This window comes from Clostridioides sp. ES-S-0123-01 (assembly GCF_020658415.1).
GTDB lineage: Bacteria > Bacillota > Clostridia > Peptostreptococcales > Peptostreptococcaceae > Clostridioides.
The window spans coordinates 482,442-502,548 of sequence record NZ_JACVWD010000005.1 but is presented as its reverse complement, the minus strand read 5'-3'; the positions used below and the strand labels follow the sequence as shown (position 1 = coordinate 502,548).

Sequence of the window (20,107 nt, the reverse complement as noted above, 5' to 3'; positions counted from 1 at the left end):
AAGTTAGCTTCATATAGAGAGAGGGTATGGAATGAAAACAAAAGTGCGAGAATTTCGAACAAATATGAGTTTAACACAGCAACAACTTGCTGATTTAGTCCATGTATCAAACAGAACAATTATTTCTATTGAAAAAGAGCAATATAGTCCTTCTCTTATGCTTGCTTATCGTATGGCACAAGTGTTTGGTATAACTATTGAAGAACTATGTTGTTTAAAAGAAAATAAAGAAATGGAGGACAAAAAACATGAAGGTAAAGAATAGACGAGGTTTTATAGTAGCTGTTATAGCTTCTATGTTATGCTGTGCTAGCATAGTTATTTACTGCATTTTAAAAGAACAAAGATTCCTAATTTCATCATTCCTTTTAATTACAATAGCAATCTTTAATTTTTACAATGCTTTTTCAAAAAAAGGCATTGTTGAAGAATTACAAGATAATGCAGATGAAAGAGACTTATACTTAACAATGAAAACAAGTCATATATTAGTTAAAATTATGAATTATACATTATGCGCTTTTACATTTCTTTTCATCATAGCTTATAGTGCATGGAAAAATCAATCACTTCTAGTTATAGCTATAACACTATGTGTCATTGAGATTTTTTTATTTGTTGCATATTTGCTCATAAATATACTTTTAGATAAAAAAGAGTAAATACAAGTTTATTAAAAACACAAGTTAATGTAACTATTTTAGAGGCTAATATATGTTTAATTTTTTTATAAATATGAGAGGTGATATAAGTGTGTTTTAAGACTTACATACTAAAAAGAACTCTAAACAACAATCAACTAGAAATAACTCGAAGTTTTGACTTAGATAATCTAATTTTTACTGCAACAGAAATATTAGAAGAAAATGAGATTGATTTGATAATTATTGATGAAGTAAATAATATTGTTTGGAAAAATGAAAAAAGCACTCCCCGACATGAGAATGCTTAGTTATAACTATAGAAGTGTATTGGCAGTACACTTCTATTTTTTTATTATATCATATGATTTAGGTTGTTAAAAAGACCTATTTAAATCAATTTTAAAGTGTGTTGAGTAATGTTCTTAATAGTTCATATATATTAATGAATTCCAAAAAAATAAGCACTCTTTTGCAGAAGTGCTTTTAGTGTAATTAATGAAACTTTGTAATACAATTATAACATGTCTTATGTTTTAGTATGATAGTTTTTGTTCGTTTTATTATTAAAACTTTTACTATAATTTTATTCCCTTTGTTAATATTTGTAATTTTTTAGACACTCTTTATGTTTATACTACTGATATACTTTGATTAAGAAAATAAATCTAAATGGAGGTATCTCTACTATGAATTCTTGGAACATTATATTTTTAAGTTATGGAGTAACATTTACAATAGTAGTTACTGTAGGATATTTAATCAAGGGTAAAACTAATTATTGTAAGAAAAAATATTTAGATAAATTAGAATTAAAATATGGGAATATAGATAGAGAAAAAGCTACTAAACTAGAAATATTTTATCACTATTTAATAGGTTTAGAATATATAATCATGGGTTTATTAATAAGAAGACTTGATACTGCAATAATATCAGTAATATTAGTGTCTATCATAACAATAATATCCTATTATTTAATTAGGAAAAGATATATTGTTCTATAAACTTTAAATTTATTAAAAAAGAAGGTAACAACTATTTCCAGTTGCTACCTTCTTAAGCATCAATTCTTAAGTTTTGATATACTAAAATTTTCAACTTGAGACTTGAATAACTGTTCAATCTCATAAACGTATATTGATTTTAACTGTCTTTTTATCTTGAGAAAGTCTATTGCTGGATAAATATTATTTGGATAAAAACTCTTATCATTTATTAACCTCCTATCCATCCCTTATCATTCTCCTCTTATTACTTCCCAATCCTCTGCAAATATATCACTTACACTTGGAACCCATGTATTAAAAGAATTTAATGTGTTTTTTATTACAAAGAATGGATAAATTTATGAAAACTCATAATTTCTGCCTTTATCCATTTGCATGTACATTCCTTTACCATTCAAATATAATCTAAATGCTTTTTCTTCATTTTTTATTAGTGGTAATACTTCTTCAAATTTCATAATTCATTCTCCTTTTCAATTTATTATATAAAAAAAGACCATCTACAAAGATAGCCTTTTAACTTATTCTATTTTTTTATATTCTTTATTCTCTTTATCTGCCAATCCTCATCAGTATTTTCCATTATGTATGTTCTAACTATTTCACCACAATCCAAACATAAATCAGAATATACGGTTGCTACTCCTAGTAAACTATATCTTAGTCCAACATTACCAGCATTTCCTTTTCCTCCCCATTTAATATTTTTTTGAATTTTCTCACTAGCACAGTTAGGACATTTCATGTTTATACCTCCCAAAATTATCATATATTTTATGTACAAGTATGTATATTTGAATTCATTTAGTGTCTATACACTCTTTGATTTACTTATATATTACCAAAAGTTTGTGTACTGAATATGAACTGCATTAGAAGAATTTTAGAATTTAAAAAGACTAAACTTACCCAAACTTAGTCTTTTTAAGGTGGAATTACATATTATGTCTCAAGTTCTATGAATCGAACCTAGATTAATCACCAGTACCTGTATAATGAGTGAAGTTACCAAGTCCCACCCGATTTTTAGACTTTGAACTAAGATACAAAATTGTATGAGATTTTAATCTCAATTCAAATACTTAATATAGTGTATTAATAGATTTTGAACACAATTAGAATTGAACTAGCATCATCAATCATATTATATAAATATTTTTTTTGAATAATTGTATCAATTTGTGGTATAATAAAAAACAAGAAGAACTACAATCTATTGTCAGTAGAGTGGAGTTCGTAATTTAAAATTACTCATTTTTACGGAATGTGATTTTTAAATCAAATTCCCAACCACTCTTAGTTGCCGCTTCGAGTGGTTTTTTACATTTTCCAAATAGTTTGTTAACTATAAAACTGGCAACTAAACGTTCTAGTACACCTCGTAAAAAAATATCCATGCACAATTCACCTCCCTTCTTAACGTTGGGAGGATATTCTTTACGCATGAACCTCACTCTTTAGATTGTAGACTGCTTCTTCTTGTTAACCCTATTATAGCATATATATTTACATAATCTACCTATATTTTACTTTTTCTTTATTTTTATCTAAGGTTAAATGTCAGTTAAAATTAAAATATATTTACTTGCTAGATTATATAAGTAAATGTGAAATTGAAAATTTGATTAGTATTAGATATCTAATTTTAAAATAGCTAAAATTTCTCTTGCTGTTTGCGGCTTTCCAAAAAAATATCCCTGTATGTAATCTGGTTTCATTTGCTTAACTAAATCATACTCCTCCTGTGTTTCTACTCCTTCTAAACACACTCTTATGCCTACATCATGACAAATTGCAACAATAAATCGTATGAATGTAGCATCAAACTTACTTTTTAATATGTCTTTGACAAATACTCTATCAATTTTAACTATATCTATTGGAGAAAATTTTAAAATCTCTAAAGAAGAGTACCCTGTACCAAAATCATCCATAGCAATACGAATTCCTAAACATTGTAGAATTTCAAACTTATCTTGTAAAATACTCATATTTTGTACTGTATGACTTTCTGTCAACTCTAATACAAGATTTTGATAAGGAAAACTTTCCTCAGATATAATTTTAATTACATCCTCAATAAACGTCTCCTCTAATATTTGTACAGCTGAAATATTTACGCTTACTGTAAAAAGAGGATTATAATCAATCCAATCACTACAAGTACGTAATGCCATTCGAAGTACCCATGCTCCCACATCATTTATCATGTCATTTTCTTCCAAAATCGGAATAAATTCTAAAGGAGAAATTGCTTCACCTTTTTGGTTAGTCCATCTTAAAAGTGCTTCTACACCTATTATTTTATGACTTTGCGTGTCTACTTGTGGCTGAAATCTAAGACTAAATCCTCGAAAATTATCATTAATTGATGCTTTCAACTCCCACATCATTTCCAATGAATGCATTTTATTTTTCAAGATTTTTTCAGAGAAAAAAACAAGTTTATTCTTTCCATGTTCTTTAGCATACTGTAAAGAATAGCTAGCATATTTATAAAGTTCTTTTACTGTATCTCCATGCTTTGGATATATAGCACATCCAGTAGAAATTGTTATATTTAATCCATATTTTCTCCACAAGTGAAGATGTATAATCAAATTCTGTATTTGTTCATATAGAATTCGAATGTCATTTTCTTCAACATTATCAACAAGAATTCCCATTTCATCACCATCAAGTTTATAAAGTTCAGCATTACCTGGCAAAATAGATTTTATAGATTGTGCTAAAGTTTTTATTATGTTATCTCCAAAGGCTCTATCATACATCTCATTAACATTCTTAAAGTCATCAATATTTAGTAGCATTATGCATAATTTTTCAATCATGGGATTTGAAAGTTTTTCTTCAAATACACTCATAAACTCATAGTAGTTCAATAACTGTGTTAATGGGTCAATCTTATTTTGTTTACCTAACTGCGTCATAATTCCTGCAAAAATACTTGGCTCTCCAAATTCATCACGCATTAATTGGCCTTTACACTTTAACCATATATATTCTCCACTACGATTTTTAGCTCTAAATTCAACTGTATGATAATCCATATAATCTTTACCTATTTCCATATTTGACTTATAAAAACGATTCCAGTCCTCTGGATGTACAATTTTTTTCCAATATTCAAGTGGATTTTCCACAATTTCTCCTGGTAAATCAAATAATTCAACTTGTGATGGTGAATATCGAAATACTCCTGTTTTGAAGTTACATATATATATATATTCATCTGTACCTCTAATAAGAGCATCATAAAGTAAAGTGGAATCATAATCAAATTTATCTCTTGATATATTTAAATACTCAAAGTTCTCTTTTTTTTCATCGTTATCTGATACGTGACAAAACTCATCAATCTTAAGTTGTTTGTTTAAATCTATAGAGTTTGTAATATCTATAGATTGATGTATATGAACAGTTGTCCCATCATACCATGTAATTAAACTATCATAATTCTCAAAAACTCTATTTAACTTATTACATTTTTCATACCATTTTATTGATACTCCTTTTTTATTGCTCGCTAGTAATTCTGAAATCTTACAACAACTGCAAGGAATATTTTTTTCGGGATATAATACTTCCCAACAGACTTTTCCTTCTGGAACTAAAATACTGTATTCTTCTTTCATATTTTCATTCATAAAAATAATTTTATTAGTATGAATATCTGTAATATATATATTAGTCTTTATCTGATTTAATATAATTTCAATGTTATGTCTGTTCATATACATGCCTCCTTCATTGTTACTATTACTTATAACAACATTTCCAAAATTATTTTTTATTACAGAGGATTGCTTAATCATTTATATATACACATTAAATAGCTTAATTTACTGGGGAAATTTATCACTTCATATTCTAAATTATAGTTGATAAAAAAAAATACATCAATATCCTATTTACCAATTTAAATGATATATAAAAAATCTATTTGATAATGGATTTGCCCAATATCTTACTTGGTTTCTTATTCATGAATATATAACAAAACAGCTATCCAGTTTTGCAATTATAACAACCAGTTTTGCATACCCACTTGTAAAATTTTTCTAGCCAATATATCATACTATATAGGTTATCAAATGAAATAATACATGCTATTTACTGAATATTTTAATTTTTCGTTTTTTAGGGGGATTGGTTGTGTTTAAAGATAAAATTGATGAATGTGTCCATATAATGACTGCATATATTGCTAATTTAAAAGAATACTATTCATTTATAGAAACTCAAATCGATGATTTTATTAAAAAATATGGCGAAGATACTGTGGAGTCATGTCTCCATAGAATAATGATTTTATTATGTGAGTGTGGTTTGGCATAAAGTCAAGTATATTAAGTAGGCAAAAGAATTTTATATAAGATTCTTCTTGCCTACTTTTATGTATTTTAGCTTTAATAGTTTTATCCAAAAGTTATGTATTCAAAACTAAAATCTAATAATAAATCTTAAAACTAGTAACAAGAGAATTTAATTAATTTATTTCTAATATACATAAAATCAAATCTTAAGAATAAAGTATTATAAACAAGATAATTTTTAAAGGGAGGAAGTTATGATAGATAATCAAAAATATGTTATTTTATCACTTGAATTACACTTATTTTTTTCAAGAATCATGAAAGAGCATTCTCTTTTTTTGGAAGCAGGATTCACACCTAAGGATTACAATCTTGCTCTAGAAGCTGACCACTATAAAAAGCAATTTGAGGAATTATTATCATATGCTGTTAGTGCTAGCAATGGTGTAATTAGACCTGATATATTATATTCAGAAGAAATTGTCACTAGTCATACATTGAATGCAGAAAAAAAGACAGAGGAATTTACAGGAATAGAAATAAATCAAAACATAACCACAAGAGAATTAAATTTACAAAGTGGTGTAAATCCACAGGTTAGCCAAGATTTAGTAAATTATGTAGCTCAGCTTAACTCAGATTCACTAAAGTTACTTGATGGACTTATTAATCTAAAGGAAAGAGTTCTAGATGGAGTGCTATCATGCAATCTATTTACCTCAAATTACCCTCTACTTATTGAACATATAATACATGAAGCTAACTTATATCGTTCCTATGTAATTGACCTAGAAAATAAAATAGATATTGATTCAAAAGATTTTAAAGAGATAGAATTATTTTGGGATCAAATTATGATGGAGCATGCATTGTTTATAAGAGGATTACTTGACCCATCTGAAAATGAACTAATCAATACTTCAAACGAATTTGCTGCAAAATTTAAGGAATTAATAGAAGAAGCAAATAAAATGAATGATGCTACTATAAATAGTATGACAGATAAAACTCTAGATGAAACAGTTGAATTCAAAGATTTTAAAGAGGCTGGAGTATCTGGAATAGAAGAATGTAAAATAAAATCTATAATATTGCCACTTTTAGCAGACCATGTGTTAAGAGAAGCCAATCATTATATCAGAATATTGGAAAACTACAAAAATATGTAATTAAAAAACTCTAAACAAATTTATATAACATAAAATTAATTAAAGTAAAGATGCATCTAAACTGCTTCTTTACTTTTTTATTATTCAATAGAACTTAAGTCATTTATTTATAATAAATATTTGTGAAAAAATCATATAATCAACTACAATTTACAACATTCTTATATAGTAGTTTTAAAAATAAGAACTCTTAACAGAACTATTTTTCCACTTGATTATTTACTAAAAATTAATAATATACATCTTATAATAAAAACTTATTTGTGTTATAACTATATTGTAACTATTTTCATAATTTTAGGAAAAGTTAATAATAAAATTGGTTTTATGTAAGCTTATTTTGTATAATCTTTTCTTTATCTTTATTTATACAATTATCTAGTAGGTAAATTTAATTAGCATAATAGTTACAACTTTAAAATTTAAATACAGGAGTGATTTTAGTATGATAAGACAAACACCATTAGAAAAACGTTACGATAAGTTAGGTCCAAACATCGTTACAGCTCTTAAAAAACGCTATTTTGATGCTTATTACTGTAAAACTAAAAACGATGCTTTACAACAAATTTTAGATTTAATTCCTCAAAATCATACAGTCTCATGGGGAGGTTCTGAAACTCTTAAGGAAATGGGTGTACAAATTGCTGTTAAAAATAAAGGATATAAAGTTATTGATAGGGATTTGGCAAAAAGTCCAGAAGAAAGAACAGAAATTATGCGTCAAGCACTTCTATGTGATACTTTTTTAATGAGTAGTAATGCTATTAGTGAAGATGGTCAGCTTTTTAATATTGATGGGAATGGAAATCGTGTAGCTGCAATGATTTTTGGACCAAAAAATGTTATAGTTGTTGCTGGCATGAATAAGATTGTAAAAAATATTGGTGATGCAATACAAAGAACTAGAACAATTGCTGCACCAGCAGTTGTACAGCGTTTTCAAGATGTTAATACTCCTTGCTATATTAATGGTAGTTGTATAGATTGCACAAGTCCTGAAAGTATTTGTGCATATATGGTAACTACAAGAATCAGTCGTCCAGCAAATAAGATAAAAGTAATATTAGTTGGAGAAAATCTTGGTCTATAAAATACATCTGTAAACAAAAATAATTACATAAATAATAAAATAATGTTACATAGTTTACCTACATAAGTGATAGAGAGAAAATTCTATATAAAATTTTCTCTCTATCACTTTTACCTTGTCCTCAAATTTCTATATTCCAATTTTCTTAAATACTATTTCCCTTAGAAATCAAAATATCTACTACTTTTATTATTTAAACTTCTATAATATATAATTTAAATTGTATTTCTAATAAAGTTTTCATAAATACCATAAAGTTTTTTGTTTTAATTTCCGATTGGTGTTTTTTGAATAAATATCTTCTATTTTTTAATAGTACTATACTTGCTCTTTATATTTAGTCTAAAAAATATTGTAATAAATTTATAAGCATTAACTTTTTCACTTAACAATTATTAAAAGAATCGTCGTTGTTTTTAAAATCAGAGTTATTTCTTTCTTGACACTAATATGTATATATATTACTATTTATATAAAGTACTATATATACATATTAGTGTTAATTATTATGTATATAGAAAATAATATCACTACTAAAATAAATTTTCAGGAGGTTCAAGGCTATGAATTATAACTTACTTACTCTTTCATGGGAAGATATTTTGAATTTAGACAAAGAAAAACTAGTAGTATTTGTTGGTATAGCTCCAATTGAGGAACATGGTAGACATTTACCAATAGGTGTGGATATTTATGAAACAGATGAATGGATTAACCTTGCAATTAATAAACTAGACTCAATTTTACCTAGCTATTGTTATGGAAAACTGCCTATAATACCTTTGGGCTTTGCAGATATGGGAACTTTCCCAGGTAATATTCATATTAGCCGTGAATTAATTTACAAAATAATTTATAGTACATTAAAGAACATAGTCAAATGGGGTGTTAAAAATATCGTTGTTATATCTGCTCATGCTGACCCACTACATACAATTGCTATAGAACAAGCCTGTGAATCAATCAACAAAGAATATGGCATAATTTCCATTGCACCTATGGGTTCAATTTTTAATTGCGAACAAAAGGGAATCTTAAGAAAATTTTCTAATTCTATTAAAGAAAAAATCAAATTATTTCCAAATGATTTTCACGCAGGCTGGATTGAAACATCTAATATGTTATCACTCTATCCAGAATTAGTAAATGATAATTACCAAGAACGCCCTGATATATCTATTCAAGATAACGAAATGATGAACATCCAAAAAGTTATCAATACAATTAAAAATGAAGGTCATATTGGATTTCCTAAAGAGGCAAGTGAAGAATTGGGAGTTGAACTAAACAATGACATTGGAGAACAAATATACATAGCTACACATAATTTTATTCTTCGTTCTAATTATGAAAAATATATGAATCATCCTTTATATCATGTCCCAAACTTAAAATTTAAAACTTATAATTACTATAATACTTAATTTTTCAAATCAATATAATCTATTTATAACCTATAAAAAATACCTACATAAACTCTTATAAATAACATAAATAGTATAATAAAAGTGGCACTTATAATTAAGTGCCACTTTTATTATACTATTTATGTTACATATTTAATTATTTTTATATAATTCAAGCAAATATTTATATTGCCAATTATGTTCTTTATTAGCATCTTTATTTCTATAAGAAACAACTTTTACATAATAAACTTCTACATATTGACCATAATTTTAATAAATTATTGAGTATGTTTTATCTATAAATTTAGTTTTTTTATTCTCCATCAAGTTTTTTAAAATAATCTTTATTATACTCAGCTAGATAATCTGTACCTCCTCCAGTAATTACATTTAAAAGTTTCATTGCAAATTCAGGGCTAGCTTTACATATATAATTTTCCCCAGACTTAACGACTTCTAAAGCAATTGTAAACTCTTTTTTATTTGCAGAATCAATGTCCTCCATAGTTGGATTAGGCATCATTTCTCCTAATTTAGGAGGATTCTTTTTTAATATAGAAACCATATCTGTATTATTAATTTTTAAATCTACAATAACTTTATCGTCTTTTTTCTTTATATTTTCGATTTTCCAAGACATATTTTTAGAATACATTTTAAATCCTTCTTTGTCACTATAGATAAAACTACCTAACCCTGATTCTGGAAAATATTTATCTACTTTATCAGAATCTTGAGTCTTTATTGCATTAAACATATTATCTACTTCACTTTTTATTTTATTGTCATTATTACACCCAGTTAATACTAATACTGAGATTGCAAACATCATAATACATATAGTAATCTTCTTCATTAAATTATTTCCCCTTACATTTTTTTTAAATATTGATTTATTCTTTATATTTTTTGAAAAAGTTACAGTAATTGCATTTTTAGGGCACACTTTTATACAATCACCACATCTAATACATTCTAAACTATTTACATCTTCATATATTGGAATATCAAGCTTACATTTTGACTGACATACTGTACAATTTGTACATTTATCTTTATCAATTTTAAATCTATATATTGAAATAGGATTAAAGAAACTATAAATTGCACCTAAAGGACATAAGTACCTACAAAATGGTCTATAAATCATTATTGACATTAATAAAATCAATATCAAAATGCTTAATTTCCAGCTAAATAAGAATCCTATGGATTCTTTTAAACTTTCATTTTCTAAAATAAGAGGTACCCCACCTAATAGTGTACCTGAAGGACAAATCCACTTACAAAACCAAGGATTACCACCACCTGCTACATTTACAATAGTAATTGGTAAAATAATTACAAAAACTATTAAAACTATGTATTTTAGATATTTTAAATATTTGTCACCATAAACTTTTTTTACTTTTAATGGAAATGGTATTTTATATAATAAATCTTGAATAAGTCCAAAAGGACAAAGCCATCCACAAACAAAGCGTCCAAAAAAAGCTCCAAATGCCATTAAAAATCCTACAACATAAAATGAAAATTTATAATCCCTACTTGATAAAACGGCTTGTAGTGAACCTATTGGACATGCACCTAGTGCCCCTGGACAAGAATAGCAATTTAATCCAGGTACACACAAGTTTTTACTTTCTCCACCATAAATAGTCCCTTGCAAAAAACCATTTATATATCCATTTGTTAATGCTGTAAATGCAATCTGAGTAATAATTCTTATATTATTGTTTATTTTTGATAATAACTTCATGATTGCTCTCCTAACCAATACCAATACATTCAAGGCAAATCATAATTGCTTTAGTTAATACTATATTTGCTTCTCCACGATATATGCCCAATACAATAAATGAAATACCAATTACAATAATAGAAATACCTTTTTTATTTTCTTTAATAAAGTTACTCATTACTTTTTACCATCTTTAATCTTTCATCTATAATTTTTTTCCATTCTTCTTTGCTATTTGCACCTGCAACTTTGTCACCTACAAATTTCCCGTTCTTGTCTACAAAATAAGTTGTTGGAAACTCTATAATTCTTTTAAAATCAGTCTTTTTCAAACCTTCAGATACTGTTAATTGTTGATAGGTAGCATTTGATTTTTTCATAATATCTTTAACTAAGTCTCTCTCTTCATCTGAAAGACCAGTTTTCATATCAACTCCATCCACTTCTACAACTAATCCCTTTATAGCTACATTTGAATTATTACTTTCATATTCTTTTGATAAAGCTTCAAGTTCTGGCATCTCACCTACACATGGACCACACCAGGTAGTCCAAACATTAATAAGAGTAAGGTCTTTACTTGAAAACACCTCCTTTGTTACCTTATTTCCATCTACATCTTTTGTTTCTAGATTAAAAAACCATTCACTATTCTTTTCGCTTGTGTCTATAGGCTTAGACTCTTTTTTACTACAACCAGAAAGTATACCTAAAACAAAAACACATCCCAAAACTAATACAAAAAACCTTTTCATACTTCACACTCCTAATATCTATATAATATATAAAATTGTTGATTGAAATAAAAGTAACCTATTCTCTATACTATAGTTATTACATTTAATAAATAATAGCCAACCTAAGGAAAACTATATTGAATATATATAGTTACTAAAATATACTTCTTATCAAACAAAATCTTATATATATGATAAGCTGTAAAACTTAAGATTATATACCTATATTTCTAAAGATTTTCTTAAGATATAATTATCTTTTTCAATAGAGTATAATTATTCTTTCAATAAAAGTTCATTAATCGCTATTCTATAAATTATACGAAACATAAGTTATTATTGATTTAAAGCCATTTATAGTATTAGCAAAGTTTTTCTTGACTATATAGTTACTATATACCTTATTATATATAGAGAGTAATAAAAGGAGGTAAAATTTATGGAAAATTTATTTACAAGAAAATTCACTACTTTTGAATTTCTGAAATTTGTTTCTCCTGCAATTATATCCATGGTATTTATATCTTTATACACAATAATAGATGGTATATTTGTGTCAACATTAGTTGGCTCAGATGCTCTTGCTAGTATAAATATTGTACTACCCATAATCAACCTTGTTTGTGGTTTTGGAATAATGATGGCAACTGGTGGAGGAGCTATAGTTTCTATACGTATGGGGGAAAATAGACAAGATGAAGCCAATTCTACATTTTCTTTTATAGTTTTATTTTCATTGATTATTGGAATTTTATTCACAATAATCTCGTATTTTTTTGTCAAAGAAATATCTATTTTACTTGGAGCAACAGATAAACTACTACCTTATTGTATAACTTATGGTAAGGTTATGATTTTATGTACACCTTTTTATATTTTAAAATTTATATTTGAATATTTTACAAGAACTGATGGAAACTCTAAATTTAGTTTATTTCTATCAGTAATTGGAGGTGTAACAAATATAATATTAGATTATGTGTTTATTAAATATTTTGGAATGGGTCTTCTAGGTGCTGCGGTTGCAACTGCTATAGGTATCATTTTAACTTGTATTTTAGGTATAGCCTACTTCTTATCAAGTAAGTCTACATTAAAATTAAAAAAACCAAAAACTGATTTTAGACTTATAAGAGATACAATGATAAATGGTTCTTCTGAAATGGTTACAGAATTATCTACAGGAATTACAACATTCTTATTTAATATAGTTGCTTTAAGATTAGCAGGAGAAACTGGACTTGCAGCTCTTACTATAGTACTTTATGCTCACTTTTTGATGACATCGGTTTATCTAGGTTTTGCTGCTGGAGTATCACCATTGATAAGTTATAATTTTGGTGCTGAAAATAGTGATAAGTTAAAAGAAACATTTAAGCATTCTTTAAAATTTATATTTGTTTCTTCTATTTTAGTTTTTATTGTAGCTTTAGTTTTTGCACCACTTATTGTTAGAGTTTTTGTAAATCCTGATAATGGGGTATTTGGTTTAGCTTTACAAGGTCTAAAAATATTTGCTTTTGCTTTTTTATTTGTTGGTATAAATATATTTGCATCAGGATTTTTCACAGCATTTCACAACGGAAAAATTTCAGCTATTATATCTTTTAGTCGTGCCTTTGTTTTTGTAATTATAGGAATTGTAATTCTTCCTCCTATATTGCATCTAAATGGATTATGGCTTACTGTTCCATTTGCTGAAATTATAACTATATTTATATCTATATTGTTTATAAAAAAATATAAGAGTAAATATAAGTATTAGTAAAATATATAATTGTTAAAATTAATAAAGCTAGCTTAAAGTAATTGTATTCAAATTTCGCTTTAGAAACTTCATATTTGTAATGAAATTAAAGCCCTTAAAATCCAAAACAAATGGTTTTTAAGGGCTTTTTACTAGTAATATTTAAATCTACTTTTAAGGTAATTTCTATTTTAATTATAATAAATCATTTGCATAATCCTTAATTGGAGCTCTTCTAAGTAGTAATATTATTAAGGCTATACAAACAAATATAGTTCCTACTTTTAACCCTAATAAAATAGAAGGATTTTCAAATAAAATAATAATTTTATCTAAATATGTAATCATTTTTTGCATATGTTTAATTGCAAAATTAACTACATAAATTAATATCAATATTGGTAGTCCTATTAATATGGTAAAGCTTGTAGCTTTTCTAACCCTATACGTAAAAGCACCCAATAAAGCGCCTATCAAACCTATACATATTTCACTAATACATAAATTTATAAAATAATTTAAATAAGCTAGTGGCATATTTGTTGTTGATGATTTTATTATCATGGGTATAGAGGTCCAAATTAAATCTTGTTTCAGTAAAGCTAACATATCTACCTTATAACCAGTTATAAGCTCAATAGATAACTTTGATAAAAATATCAAAACTATACTTACAATAGAAAGAACAAAGGCTAAAATAATTAAAGTTAGTATAATAGCTTTTATACAATTCTTTCTATCTGCCCTTATACTTAAAGCACCTGAAAAATCTTTATTTACTATAGATATTCCATATACAAATATTAGTATACTTATATAGTTTAAAAGTGGAGTTGTAAATGAAGATAAGTCTTCTCTAGGTAAATTAGCAAAATTTACAATAATAAGTGGTAAAACATTTAAAAAAACACCTATTACCAAAAATAAAATTATATACGTTTTTGTATTTTTATTAAAAAATTTCATATATGGTCTTAATTCATTCAATTACAAAACCTCCTTTTTAGTCATACTTACAAACATATCTTGTAATCCTATATATCCTACATCTATATTTGAATTTTTAAGTATATTTTCATCGTTTTTATTAAAGTCACCATAGTAAAAATAGGCAACTGTATTTCCAAATGATTTTTTAGGCTTTACATTTCTTATTGCTTCTAATTTTTCTACTTCTTCTCTGCTTCCAGTAATATAATGAGCTTTTTGTTTTATAGTATCAATATCTTCATCTATAATAATCTTACCTTCATTTAATATTATTACATGCTCTAATAAATCATCTATTTCATCAATCAAATGAGTTGATATTATTATCGTTCTTGGATTTTTTATATAATTATCTAAGATTACATTATAAAATTCTTGCCTGTTTACTGCATCTAGACCAATTGTTGGTTCATCAAATATAGTAATAGCTGAATTGGAACAAATTCCTATTATATTTGAAAGTATAGTCTTCATTCCCCTAGACAATTGTCTATACTTTTTCTTTATATTTAAATCAAAATATTTACATAGTTTTTCTTCTAATGCCTTATCATAATTTTTATAGAAGCTAGAAGAAAACTCAAATATCTGACCTACCTTAAAGTCTGAATTATAAAATTCTTTTTCTCTTACAATACAAATATCTTCCAATACTTTTAAATCTTCTTTTATATTTTTTCCTGAAATTTCTATATCTCCTTCACTTTGAATTAATTGATTTACTATTATATTCAATAATGTAGTTTTCCCAGCACCATTTTTTCCTAATAAACCATATATTTTATTTTCTTCAAAATTCAGAGATACATTATCAAAAATCTTTTGTTTTTTGAAGCTATGAGACAAATTTTTTATCCTAATAGAGTTACTCATACATTACTCCCCCTTAAAATTTATTATAATATCAACTAATTCTTCTCTGTTTATTTCTAATTTATCTGCTTCTTGAAGTAGATTTTTTATAAAATTATTTTTAAAGTTTTCTTTCCTAACTTCTTTTATTATACTTCTTGCCCCCTCTGATACAAACATTCCTATCCCTCTCTTCTTGTATAAAATATTCTTATCAACTAATGTATTTATTCCTTTCAAGACTGTAGCAGGATTAATTTTATAAAGCTTTGAAAGTTCAGTTGTTGATGGAACCTGCTCTTCTTCTTTTATTCCATCTGATAGTATTTCATCTTCAATTGCTCGTGCTATCTGAATAAATATGGGTTCTTCATTATTTAATATTAATTTCATAGGTTCCTCCTTCCTAAGTTAGTTAATTACTTAAGTAACTAACTATAAGACTATAATATATTATAAAGTTTTCTCTGTCAAGATTAAATAAAAAAAACAGAGGGAAATTTCCCTCTGCCTTTTATTCTATAAATTTATAATTAAACTAATATCTAGTTGTCATTGTTTTATCCATTAATTAATAGTTTTAATAACCTGTTATGTCTTCATTTTTTAATATTTTACATATTGAACTAGTACCTAATCTTTCAGCACCTGCCTCTATAAATTTTTCTGCATCAGAAATCGATTTAACACCTCCAGCAGCCTTTATCTTAACAGTTTCTCCAACATGCTCTTTCATAAGCTTTATATCTTCTAAAGTAGCTCCACCTGTTCCCATTCCAGTAGATGTCTTTATAAAATCTGCACCAGACACTGTTACTATCTCACACATCTTTACTTTTTCATATTCCTCTAAATAACATGTTTCTATAATAACTTTTAATATTTTATCTCCAATAATTGCTTTTATTTCTTTTATCTCATTTTCTATCTTCTCATAGTCCCCATTTTTAATATCTGAAATATTTACAACCATATCAACTTCATCTGCTCCATTTTTAATTGCATCTTCAGCTTCAAATACCTTTGTTGCAGTAGTTTGATATCCTAGGGGAAATCCTATTACTGTGCATACCTTTATTTTACTATTTAAATATTCTACTGCTCTTTTTACATATGATGGTGGTATACAAACTGATGCTACATTCATGTTTATAGCCTCATCACATAAAATCTTAATATCTTCCCATGTCGTTGTAGCCTTTAAAATAGTATGGTCTACTGTTTTTAATATGTGTTTCATAAAATCCTCCTAAATATATAATTAATATAGTTAAACTAGTTTTTTAAGTGTAACTTTCTTTTTGCAATATTTAATATCATATCAACTTCTTCAACTTTAAAAATGGTCATTAGTAATGTATAAATTCCACCTCCAACTATTACTGAAATGGTTAATGATACTAACTCGTTAAGTGTACCTACGCCTAAAAGTCCAAATATAAATTTATACGTAAAATATGATAAAATTCCCATAATAACTGATGCTACTAATGATTTTAAGGTTGCTTTTATTATCTTATCTTGTCCAAAATAACCTACTTTCCTTCTTAAATTTATGAAAAGTAACAATATACATGCAATTGATGATGAACTAGTTGCAAGAGCAAGACCACCATGAGCCATAGGTTTTATTAAAATTAAATCTAGCACTATATTTACACAAACAGATATAATACCATTTACCATAGGTGTTTTTGTATCTTGTAATGAATAAAAAACTTTACCTAATATATCTCTAAGTCCAAATGCAGTCATTCCAACTGCATAGAAAACTAAAGCAGTTGCTGTCATTTGAGTTGCTCTAGCATCAAAAGCTCCTCTTTCAAATATAATTCTAACAACTGGATTTGCAAAAACAATAGACCCAACTGAAATAGGAATCATAGAAATTATTATCATATTGACACTAGATTTAACTGAACTAGTAAATTTTTTTTGATTATTCTCTGCACTTAATTTTGACAGCATTGGGTACATAACAGACACTATTGAGGCTGTAAATGTCCCTGTAACAAAACCATTTAACCTATCTGCATAAGTAAGTGCTGGTATACTACCTTTAACTAATGTAGATGCTAAAGTTGTATCAACTAATGAGTTTACTTGATTAACAGCAACACCTATAAACACTGGTGAAAGTAATGCCAGCAATTTTATAAGACTATCATCTTTAAAATCTAAGTAAAATGAATATTTGTAATCTGTTTTTTTAACAAAAAACATGTAAAAAAGTAGCTGAACTATCATAGCAACTACAGCACCAACTGGAAGTACATATGGTCCAAACACGGTACTTATCATTATTGAAATAATTATTACTATATTATAGGGGATACTACCAAATCCAACTATGATAAAATTTTCTTTTATTTGTAAAAATGCTGACATAACACTAGTAATACCTATAAATATTATTCCCGTTATAAGTACTTTAGTAAATTTTACAGTAAGCTCAAATCTTTCGCCTTCAAATCCTATAGCAAATATACTCACAAGTTGTTTTGAAAAAATCACACCCAGTATAGCTACAATTATGCATATACCAACTATTATATTTAAGACATTGTTTAAAAATTTTACTGCTTGTTTTTCACCTTGTTTACTACTTATGTCTTGATACATTGGTATAAAAGTAGTAACTATAGCAGTTCCTATTGCTGCAAATATAATATTTGGTATATTCATAGCTGTCAAATAACTTTCTGTATACAAACCTGTTCCATAAATTGATGATAAAACCAATTCTCTACCCATGCCAAGAATCTTAGATATTACAGTAACTATCATCAAATAAAAAGTTGCTTTAGCCACTTTGCTCATTTCATCACTCCACTTCTAACACACTTCTTTTAGTTCAGTAAAAGCTAGCCTCTTATATATAATTTAATCTATTATTCCTACATTTTCTGAAGATAATAGTAGTTGTTTATTCTTTAATATATCATAAATAACATTATTTTTTATGTTTTTTATTTATACAACATTTTCTATAATCGCAATTTAAATCTAATAGAATAAATTTAATTGAATTCACAGAAATGGAGTTATTATTTTCTAATCTAGGTAAAACAAAACACTTATATTAGCAATATCTTTAAATTTCATTTTATTCATTTCTTATAACTTAATAATCTCAACATAAGGAAAATATATAATCATTTTTAAGTTATATTTTAACATATTTTATCTATTTTGAAAAATTTTAATCACTTTTACTAAATAATTATTTATTTAAAGAAAATCCAAAAAAGTATTCTCCTCAATGAAGAATACTTAACAGAGATATATAAGTGCATTTTAAATAAAGTACATCAATATGATTATTAATAGTCGTCAATAAGCTAATAAAAACTCAACTTTTCTGCAAGTTAAAGTAATGTAAAGGTAATTTTTATTTTATTAATCTCATATTTTCCTATTGAAAAACCATTATTGATTATGTGTAAGTATAACAAAAGAAAAAACAAAAGTAGGAGAATCTTTCTCCTACTTTCTTTTATATTCGCTTTATAAATATTAATAAAAATGCTTTAATTGTTTTAATTTACTTGGATGTCTTAATTTTCTTATTGCTTTAGCTTCTATTTGTCTTATTCTTTCTCTAGTAACTCCAAACACCTTTCCAATTTGCTCTAATGTCTTAGGGTCATCATCATCAATGCCAAATCTCATTCTCAAAACCTGCTGTTCTTGTTCTCCAAGACCTGTAAGTAATTCTTCTATTTTTTCTTTTAAATTATGTTGTTCCACTTCATGCATTACAACATCTTTAAAATCAGCATCTGATGGTATAAATTCAACTAAACTACTATCTTCATCTTCTTTTAATGGTGTATCCAAAGATACAACATTTTTATCTCGTTTTAATAATTCCAATACTTTCTCAACCTCAAGACCACAAGCATCTGCAATCTCATCTACAGTTGGTTCTCTTAATAATACATTTAAAAGTTCTTGTTTCTTTTTCTTTACAAAATTTATTCTTTGGTGAAGATGTATAGGTATTCTAATAGTATTTTCGCAATCATCAATATATCTTGTTATGCTTTGTTTTATCCACCATGTAGCATAAGTGCTAAATTTGTATCCTTTTTTATAATCGTACTTCTCTACTGCTTTTATGAGTCCTATATTTCCCGCTTGAATTAAGTCTAGCATATCAATACTATCTCTTTTATATCTTTTTGCTATGCTCACTACCAACCTATAATTTGAATTTATAAACTTTTCCTTTGCTACTGAAGATGAGTTGATTATTTCCTTTGCCAGCTCTACCTCTTCTCCTGCTGACAACATTTTGTATTCCTCAATTTCCTTTAAATACATTTTCATCGCATTTGATACATTTGATGAACCCACACAAATATAATTTTCATAATTATTTTCTTTTTTAGTATCCATA

23 protein-coding genes and 1 pseudogene are annotated in these 20,107 nt (G+C 26.4%); 9 read left to right on the top strand and 15 right to left on the bottom strand.

Going from position 1 to position 20,107, the window contains the following annotated elements; translation table 11 throughout:
* Positions 1 to 31: 31 nt before the first annotated feature.
* From IC175_RS14745 to IC175_RS14730, 4 genes are all read left to right on the top strand, one after another.
* Complete coding sequence (locus IC175_RS14745) at positions 32 to 265, top strand: helix-turn-helix transcriptional regulator (RefSeq protein ID WP_227432895.1); 234 nt, start codon at positions 32 to 34, stop codon at positions 263 to 265.
* Positions 249 to 662: a hypothetical protein gene (locus tag IC175_RS14740; RefSeq protein ID WP_227432894.1), complete on the top strand. Its 414-nt coding sequence runs from the start codon at positions 249 to 251 to the stop codon at positions 660 to 662. Before IC175_RS14745 ends, IC175_RS14740 begins: the two co-directional genes overlap by 17 nt.
* An 89-nt stretch (positions 663 to 751) precedes the next feature.
* On the top strand, positions 752 to 952 hold the full coding sequence (locus tag IC175_RS14735; protein WP_227432893.1) for a hypothetical protein: 201 nt from the start codon (positions 752 to 754) through the stop codon (positions 950 to 952).
* A 378-nt stretch (positions 953 to 1,330) separates the two neighbouring features.
* A complete protein-coding gene (locus IC175_RS14730) occupies positions 1,331 to 1,648 on the top strand; it encodes a hypothetical protein (protein ID WP_227851666.1) in 318 nt (105 codons plus the stop codon).
* Positions 1,649 to 1,707: 59 nt separating this feature from the next.
* On the opposite strand, the gene IC175_RS14725 is transcribed toward IC175_RS14730, so the two are convergent.
* The 6 genes from IC175_RS14725 to IC175_RS14700 form a co-directional block, all read right to left on the bottom strand.
* Entirely contained in the window at positions 1,708 to 1,875 is a 168-nt protein-coding gene (locus IC175_RS14725) for a hypothetical protein (RefSeq protein ID WP_227432891.1), read from the bottom strand.
* Between the two features lie 6 nt (positions 1,876 to 1,881).
* A complete protein-coding gene (locus IC175_RS19700; protein WP_227831156.1) occupies positions 1,882 to 1,989 on the bottom strand; it encodes an MW1434 family type I TA system toxin in 108 nt (35 codons plus the stop codon).
* Positions 1,990 to 2,109 (bottom strand): DUF2829 domain-containing protein, encoded by a 120-nt coding sequence (locus IC175_RS14715; RefSeq protein WP_227432890.1) that lies wholly within the window; start codon positions 2,107 to 2,109, stop codon positions 1,990 to 1,992.
* A 68-nt stretch (positions 2,110 to 2,177) separates the two neighbouring features.
* Complete coding sequence (locus IC175_RS14710) at positions 2,178 to 2,396, bottom strand: hypothetical protein (RefSeq protein WP_227432888.1); 219 nt, start codon at positions 2,394 to 2,396, stop codon at positions 2,178 to 2,180.
* 502 nt (positions 2,397 to 2,898) lie between these two features.
* Positions 2,899 to 3,048 carry a hypothetical protein gene (locus tag IC175_RS14705; protein ID WP_227432886.1) on the bottom strand — a complete coding sequence of 50 codons (150 nt, stop codon included), beginning with the start codon at positions 3,046 to 3,048 and terminating at the stop codon, positions 2,899 to 2,901.
* 234 nt (positions 3,049 to 3,282) lie between these two features.
* A complete protein-coding gene (locus tag IC175_RS14700; protein WP_227482333.1) occupies positions 3,283 to 5,385 on the bottom strand; it encodes a bifunctional diguanylate cyclase/phosphodiesterase in 2,103 nt (700 codons plus the stop codon).
* Positions 5,386 to 5,806: 421 nt separating this feature from the next.
* Between IC175_RS14700 and IC175_RS14695 the strand changes: the two genes are divergently transcribed.
* The 4 genes from IC175_RS14695 to IC175_RS14680 all read left to right on the top strand — a co-directional run bounded on the left by IC175_RS14695 (position 5,807) and on the right by IC175_RS14680 (position 9,653).
* Positions 5,807 to 5,989, top strand: a complete 183-nt coding sequence (locus tag IC175_RS14695) for a hypothetical protein (RefSeq protein WP_227432883.1) — start codon at positions 5,807 to 5,809, stop codon at positions 5,987 to 5,989.
* A 232-nt stretch (positions 5,990 to 6,221) separates the two neighbouring features.
* Entirely contained in the window at positions 6,222 to 7,136 is a 915-nt protein-coding gene (locus IC175_RS14690; protein ID WP_227482332.1) for a DUF2935 domain-containing protein, read from the top strand.
* A 445-nt stretch (positions 7,137 to 7,581) separates the two neighbouring features.
* Positions 7,582 to 8,229, top strand: coding sequence for a lactate utilization protein (locus IC175_RS14685; protein ID WP_227432881.1), 648 nt, complete (start codon positions 7,582 to 7,584; stop codon positions 8,227 to 8,229).
* Between the two features lie 563 nt (positions 8,230 to 8,792).
* Entirely contained in the window at positions 8,793 to 9,653 is an 861-nt protein-coding gene (locus tag IC175_RS14680; protein ID WP_227851665.1) for a creatininase family protein, read from the top strand.
* 892 nt (positions 9,654 to 10,545) lie between these two features.
* On the opposite strand, the pseudogene IC175_RS14675 reads toward IC175_RS14680, so the two are convergent.
* From IC175_RS14675 to IC175_RS14665, 3 genes and pseudogenes are all read right to left on the bottom strand, one after another.
* Positions 10,546 to 11,397, bottom strand: a pseudogene (locus tag IC175_RS14675) (4Fe-4S binding protein); the annotation flags it as partial.
* A 10-nt stretch (positions 11,398 to 11,407) separates the two neighbouring features.
* Entirely contained in the window at positions 11,408 to 11,557 is a 150-nt protein-coding gene (locus IC175_RS14670; protein ID WP_227432878.1) for a CD1871A family CXXC motif-containing protein, read from the bottom strand.
* A complete protein-coding gene (locus IC175_RS14665) occupies positions 11,550 to 12,134 on the bottom strand; it encodes a TlpA disulfide reductase family protein (protein ID WP_227851664.1) in 585 nt (194 codons plus the stop codon). Before IC175_RS14665 ends, IC175_RS14670 begins: the two co-directional genes overlap by 8 nt.
* Before the next feature lie 421 nt (positions 12,135 to 12,555).
* On the opposite strand from IC175_RS14665, the gene IC175_RS14660 reads away from it, so the two are divergent.
* Positions 12,556 to 13,881: an MATE family efflux transporter gene (locus IC175_RS14660; RefSeq protein ID WP_227836055.1), complete on the top strand. Its 1,326-nt coding sequence runs from the start codon at positions 12,556 to 12,558 to the stop codon at positions 13,879 to 13,881.
* Positions 13,882 to 14,058: 177 nt separating this feature from the next.
* Here the strand turns inward: IC175_RS14660 and IC175_RS14655 are convergent, their stop codons facing one another.
* The 6 genes from IC175_RS14655 to IC175_RS14630 form a co-directional block, all read right to left on the bottom strand.
* Positions 14,059 to 14,850, bottom strand: a complete 792-nt coding sequence (locus IC175_RS14655; protein WP_227834594.1) for an ABC transporter permease — start codon at positions 14,848 to 14,850, stop codon at positions 14,059 to 14,061.
* Complete coding sequence (locus IC175_RS14650) at positions 14,851 to 15,726, bottom strand: ABC transporter ATP-binding protein (protein WP_227482329.1); 876 nt, start codon at positions 15,724 to 15,726, stop codon at positions 14,851 to 14,853.
* Between the two features lie 3 nt (positions 15,727 to 15,729).
* Positions 15,730 to 16,098 (bottom strand): GntR family transcriptional regulator, encoded by a 369-nt coding sequence (locus IC175_RS14645; protein ID WP_227432872.1) that lies wholly within the window; start codon positions 16,096 to 16,098, stop codon positions 15,730 to 15,732.
* A 187-nt stretch (positions 16,099 to 16,285) separates the two neighbouring features.
* On the bottom strand, positions 16,286 to 16,945 hold the full coding sequence (gene deoC, locus IC175_RS14640) for a deoxyribose-phosphate aldolase (protein WP_227482328.1): 660 nt from the start codon (positions 16,943 to 16,945) through the stop codon (positions 16,286 to 16,288).
* A 35-nt stretch (positions 16,946 to 16,980) separates the two neighbouring features.
* A complete protein-coding gene (murJ, locus tag IC175_RS14635; RefSeq protein WP_227482327.1) occupies positions 16,981 to 18,525 on the bottom strand; it encodes a murein biosynthesis integral membrane protein MurJ in 1,545 nt (514 codons plus the stop codon).
* A gap of 696 nt (positions 18,526 to 19,221) precedes the next feature.
* Positions 19,222 to 20,106, bottom strand: coding sequence for an RNA polymerase sigma factor RpoD/SigA (locus tag IC175_RS14630; RefSeq protein WP_227432868.1), 885 nt, complete (start codon positions 20,104 to 20,106; stop codon positions 19,222 to 19,224).
* Between the last annotated feature and the right edge of the window lies 1 nt (position 20,107).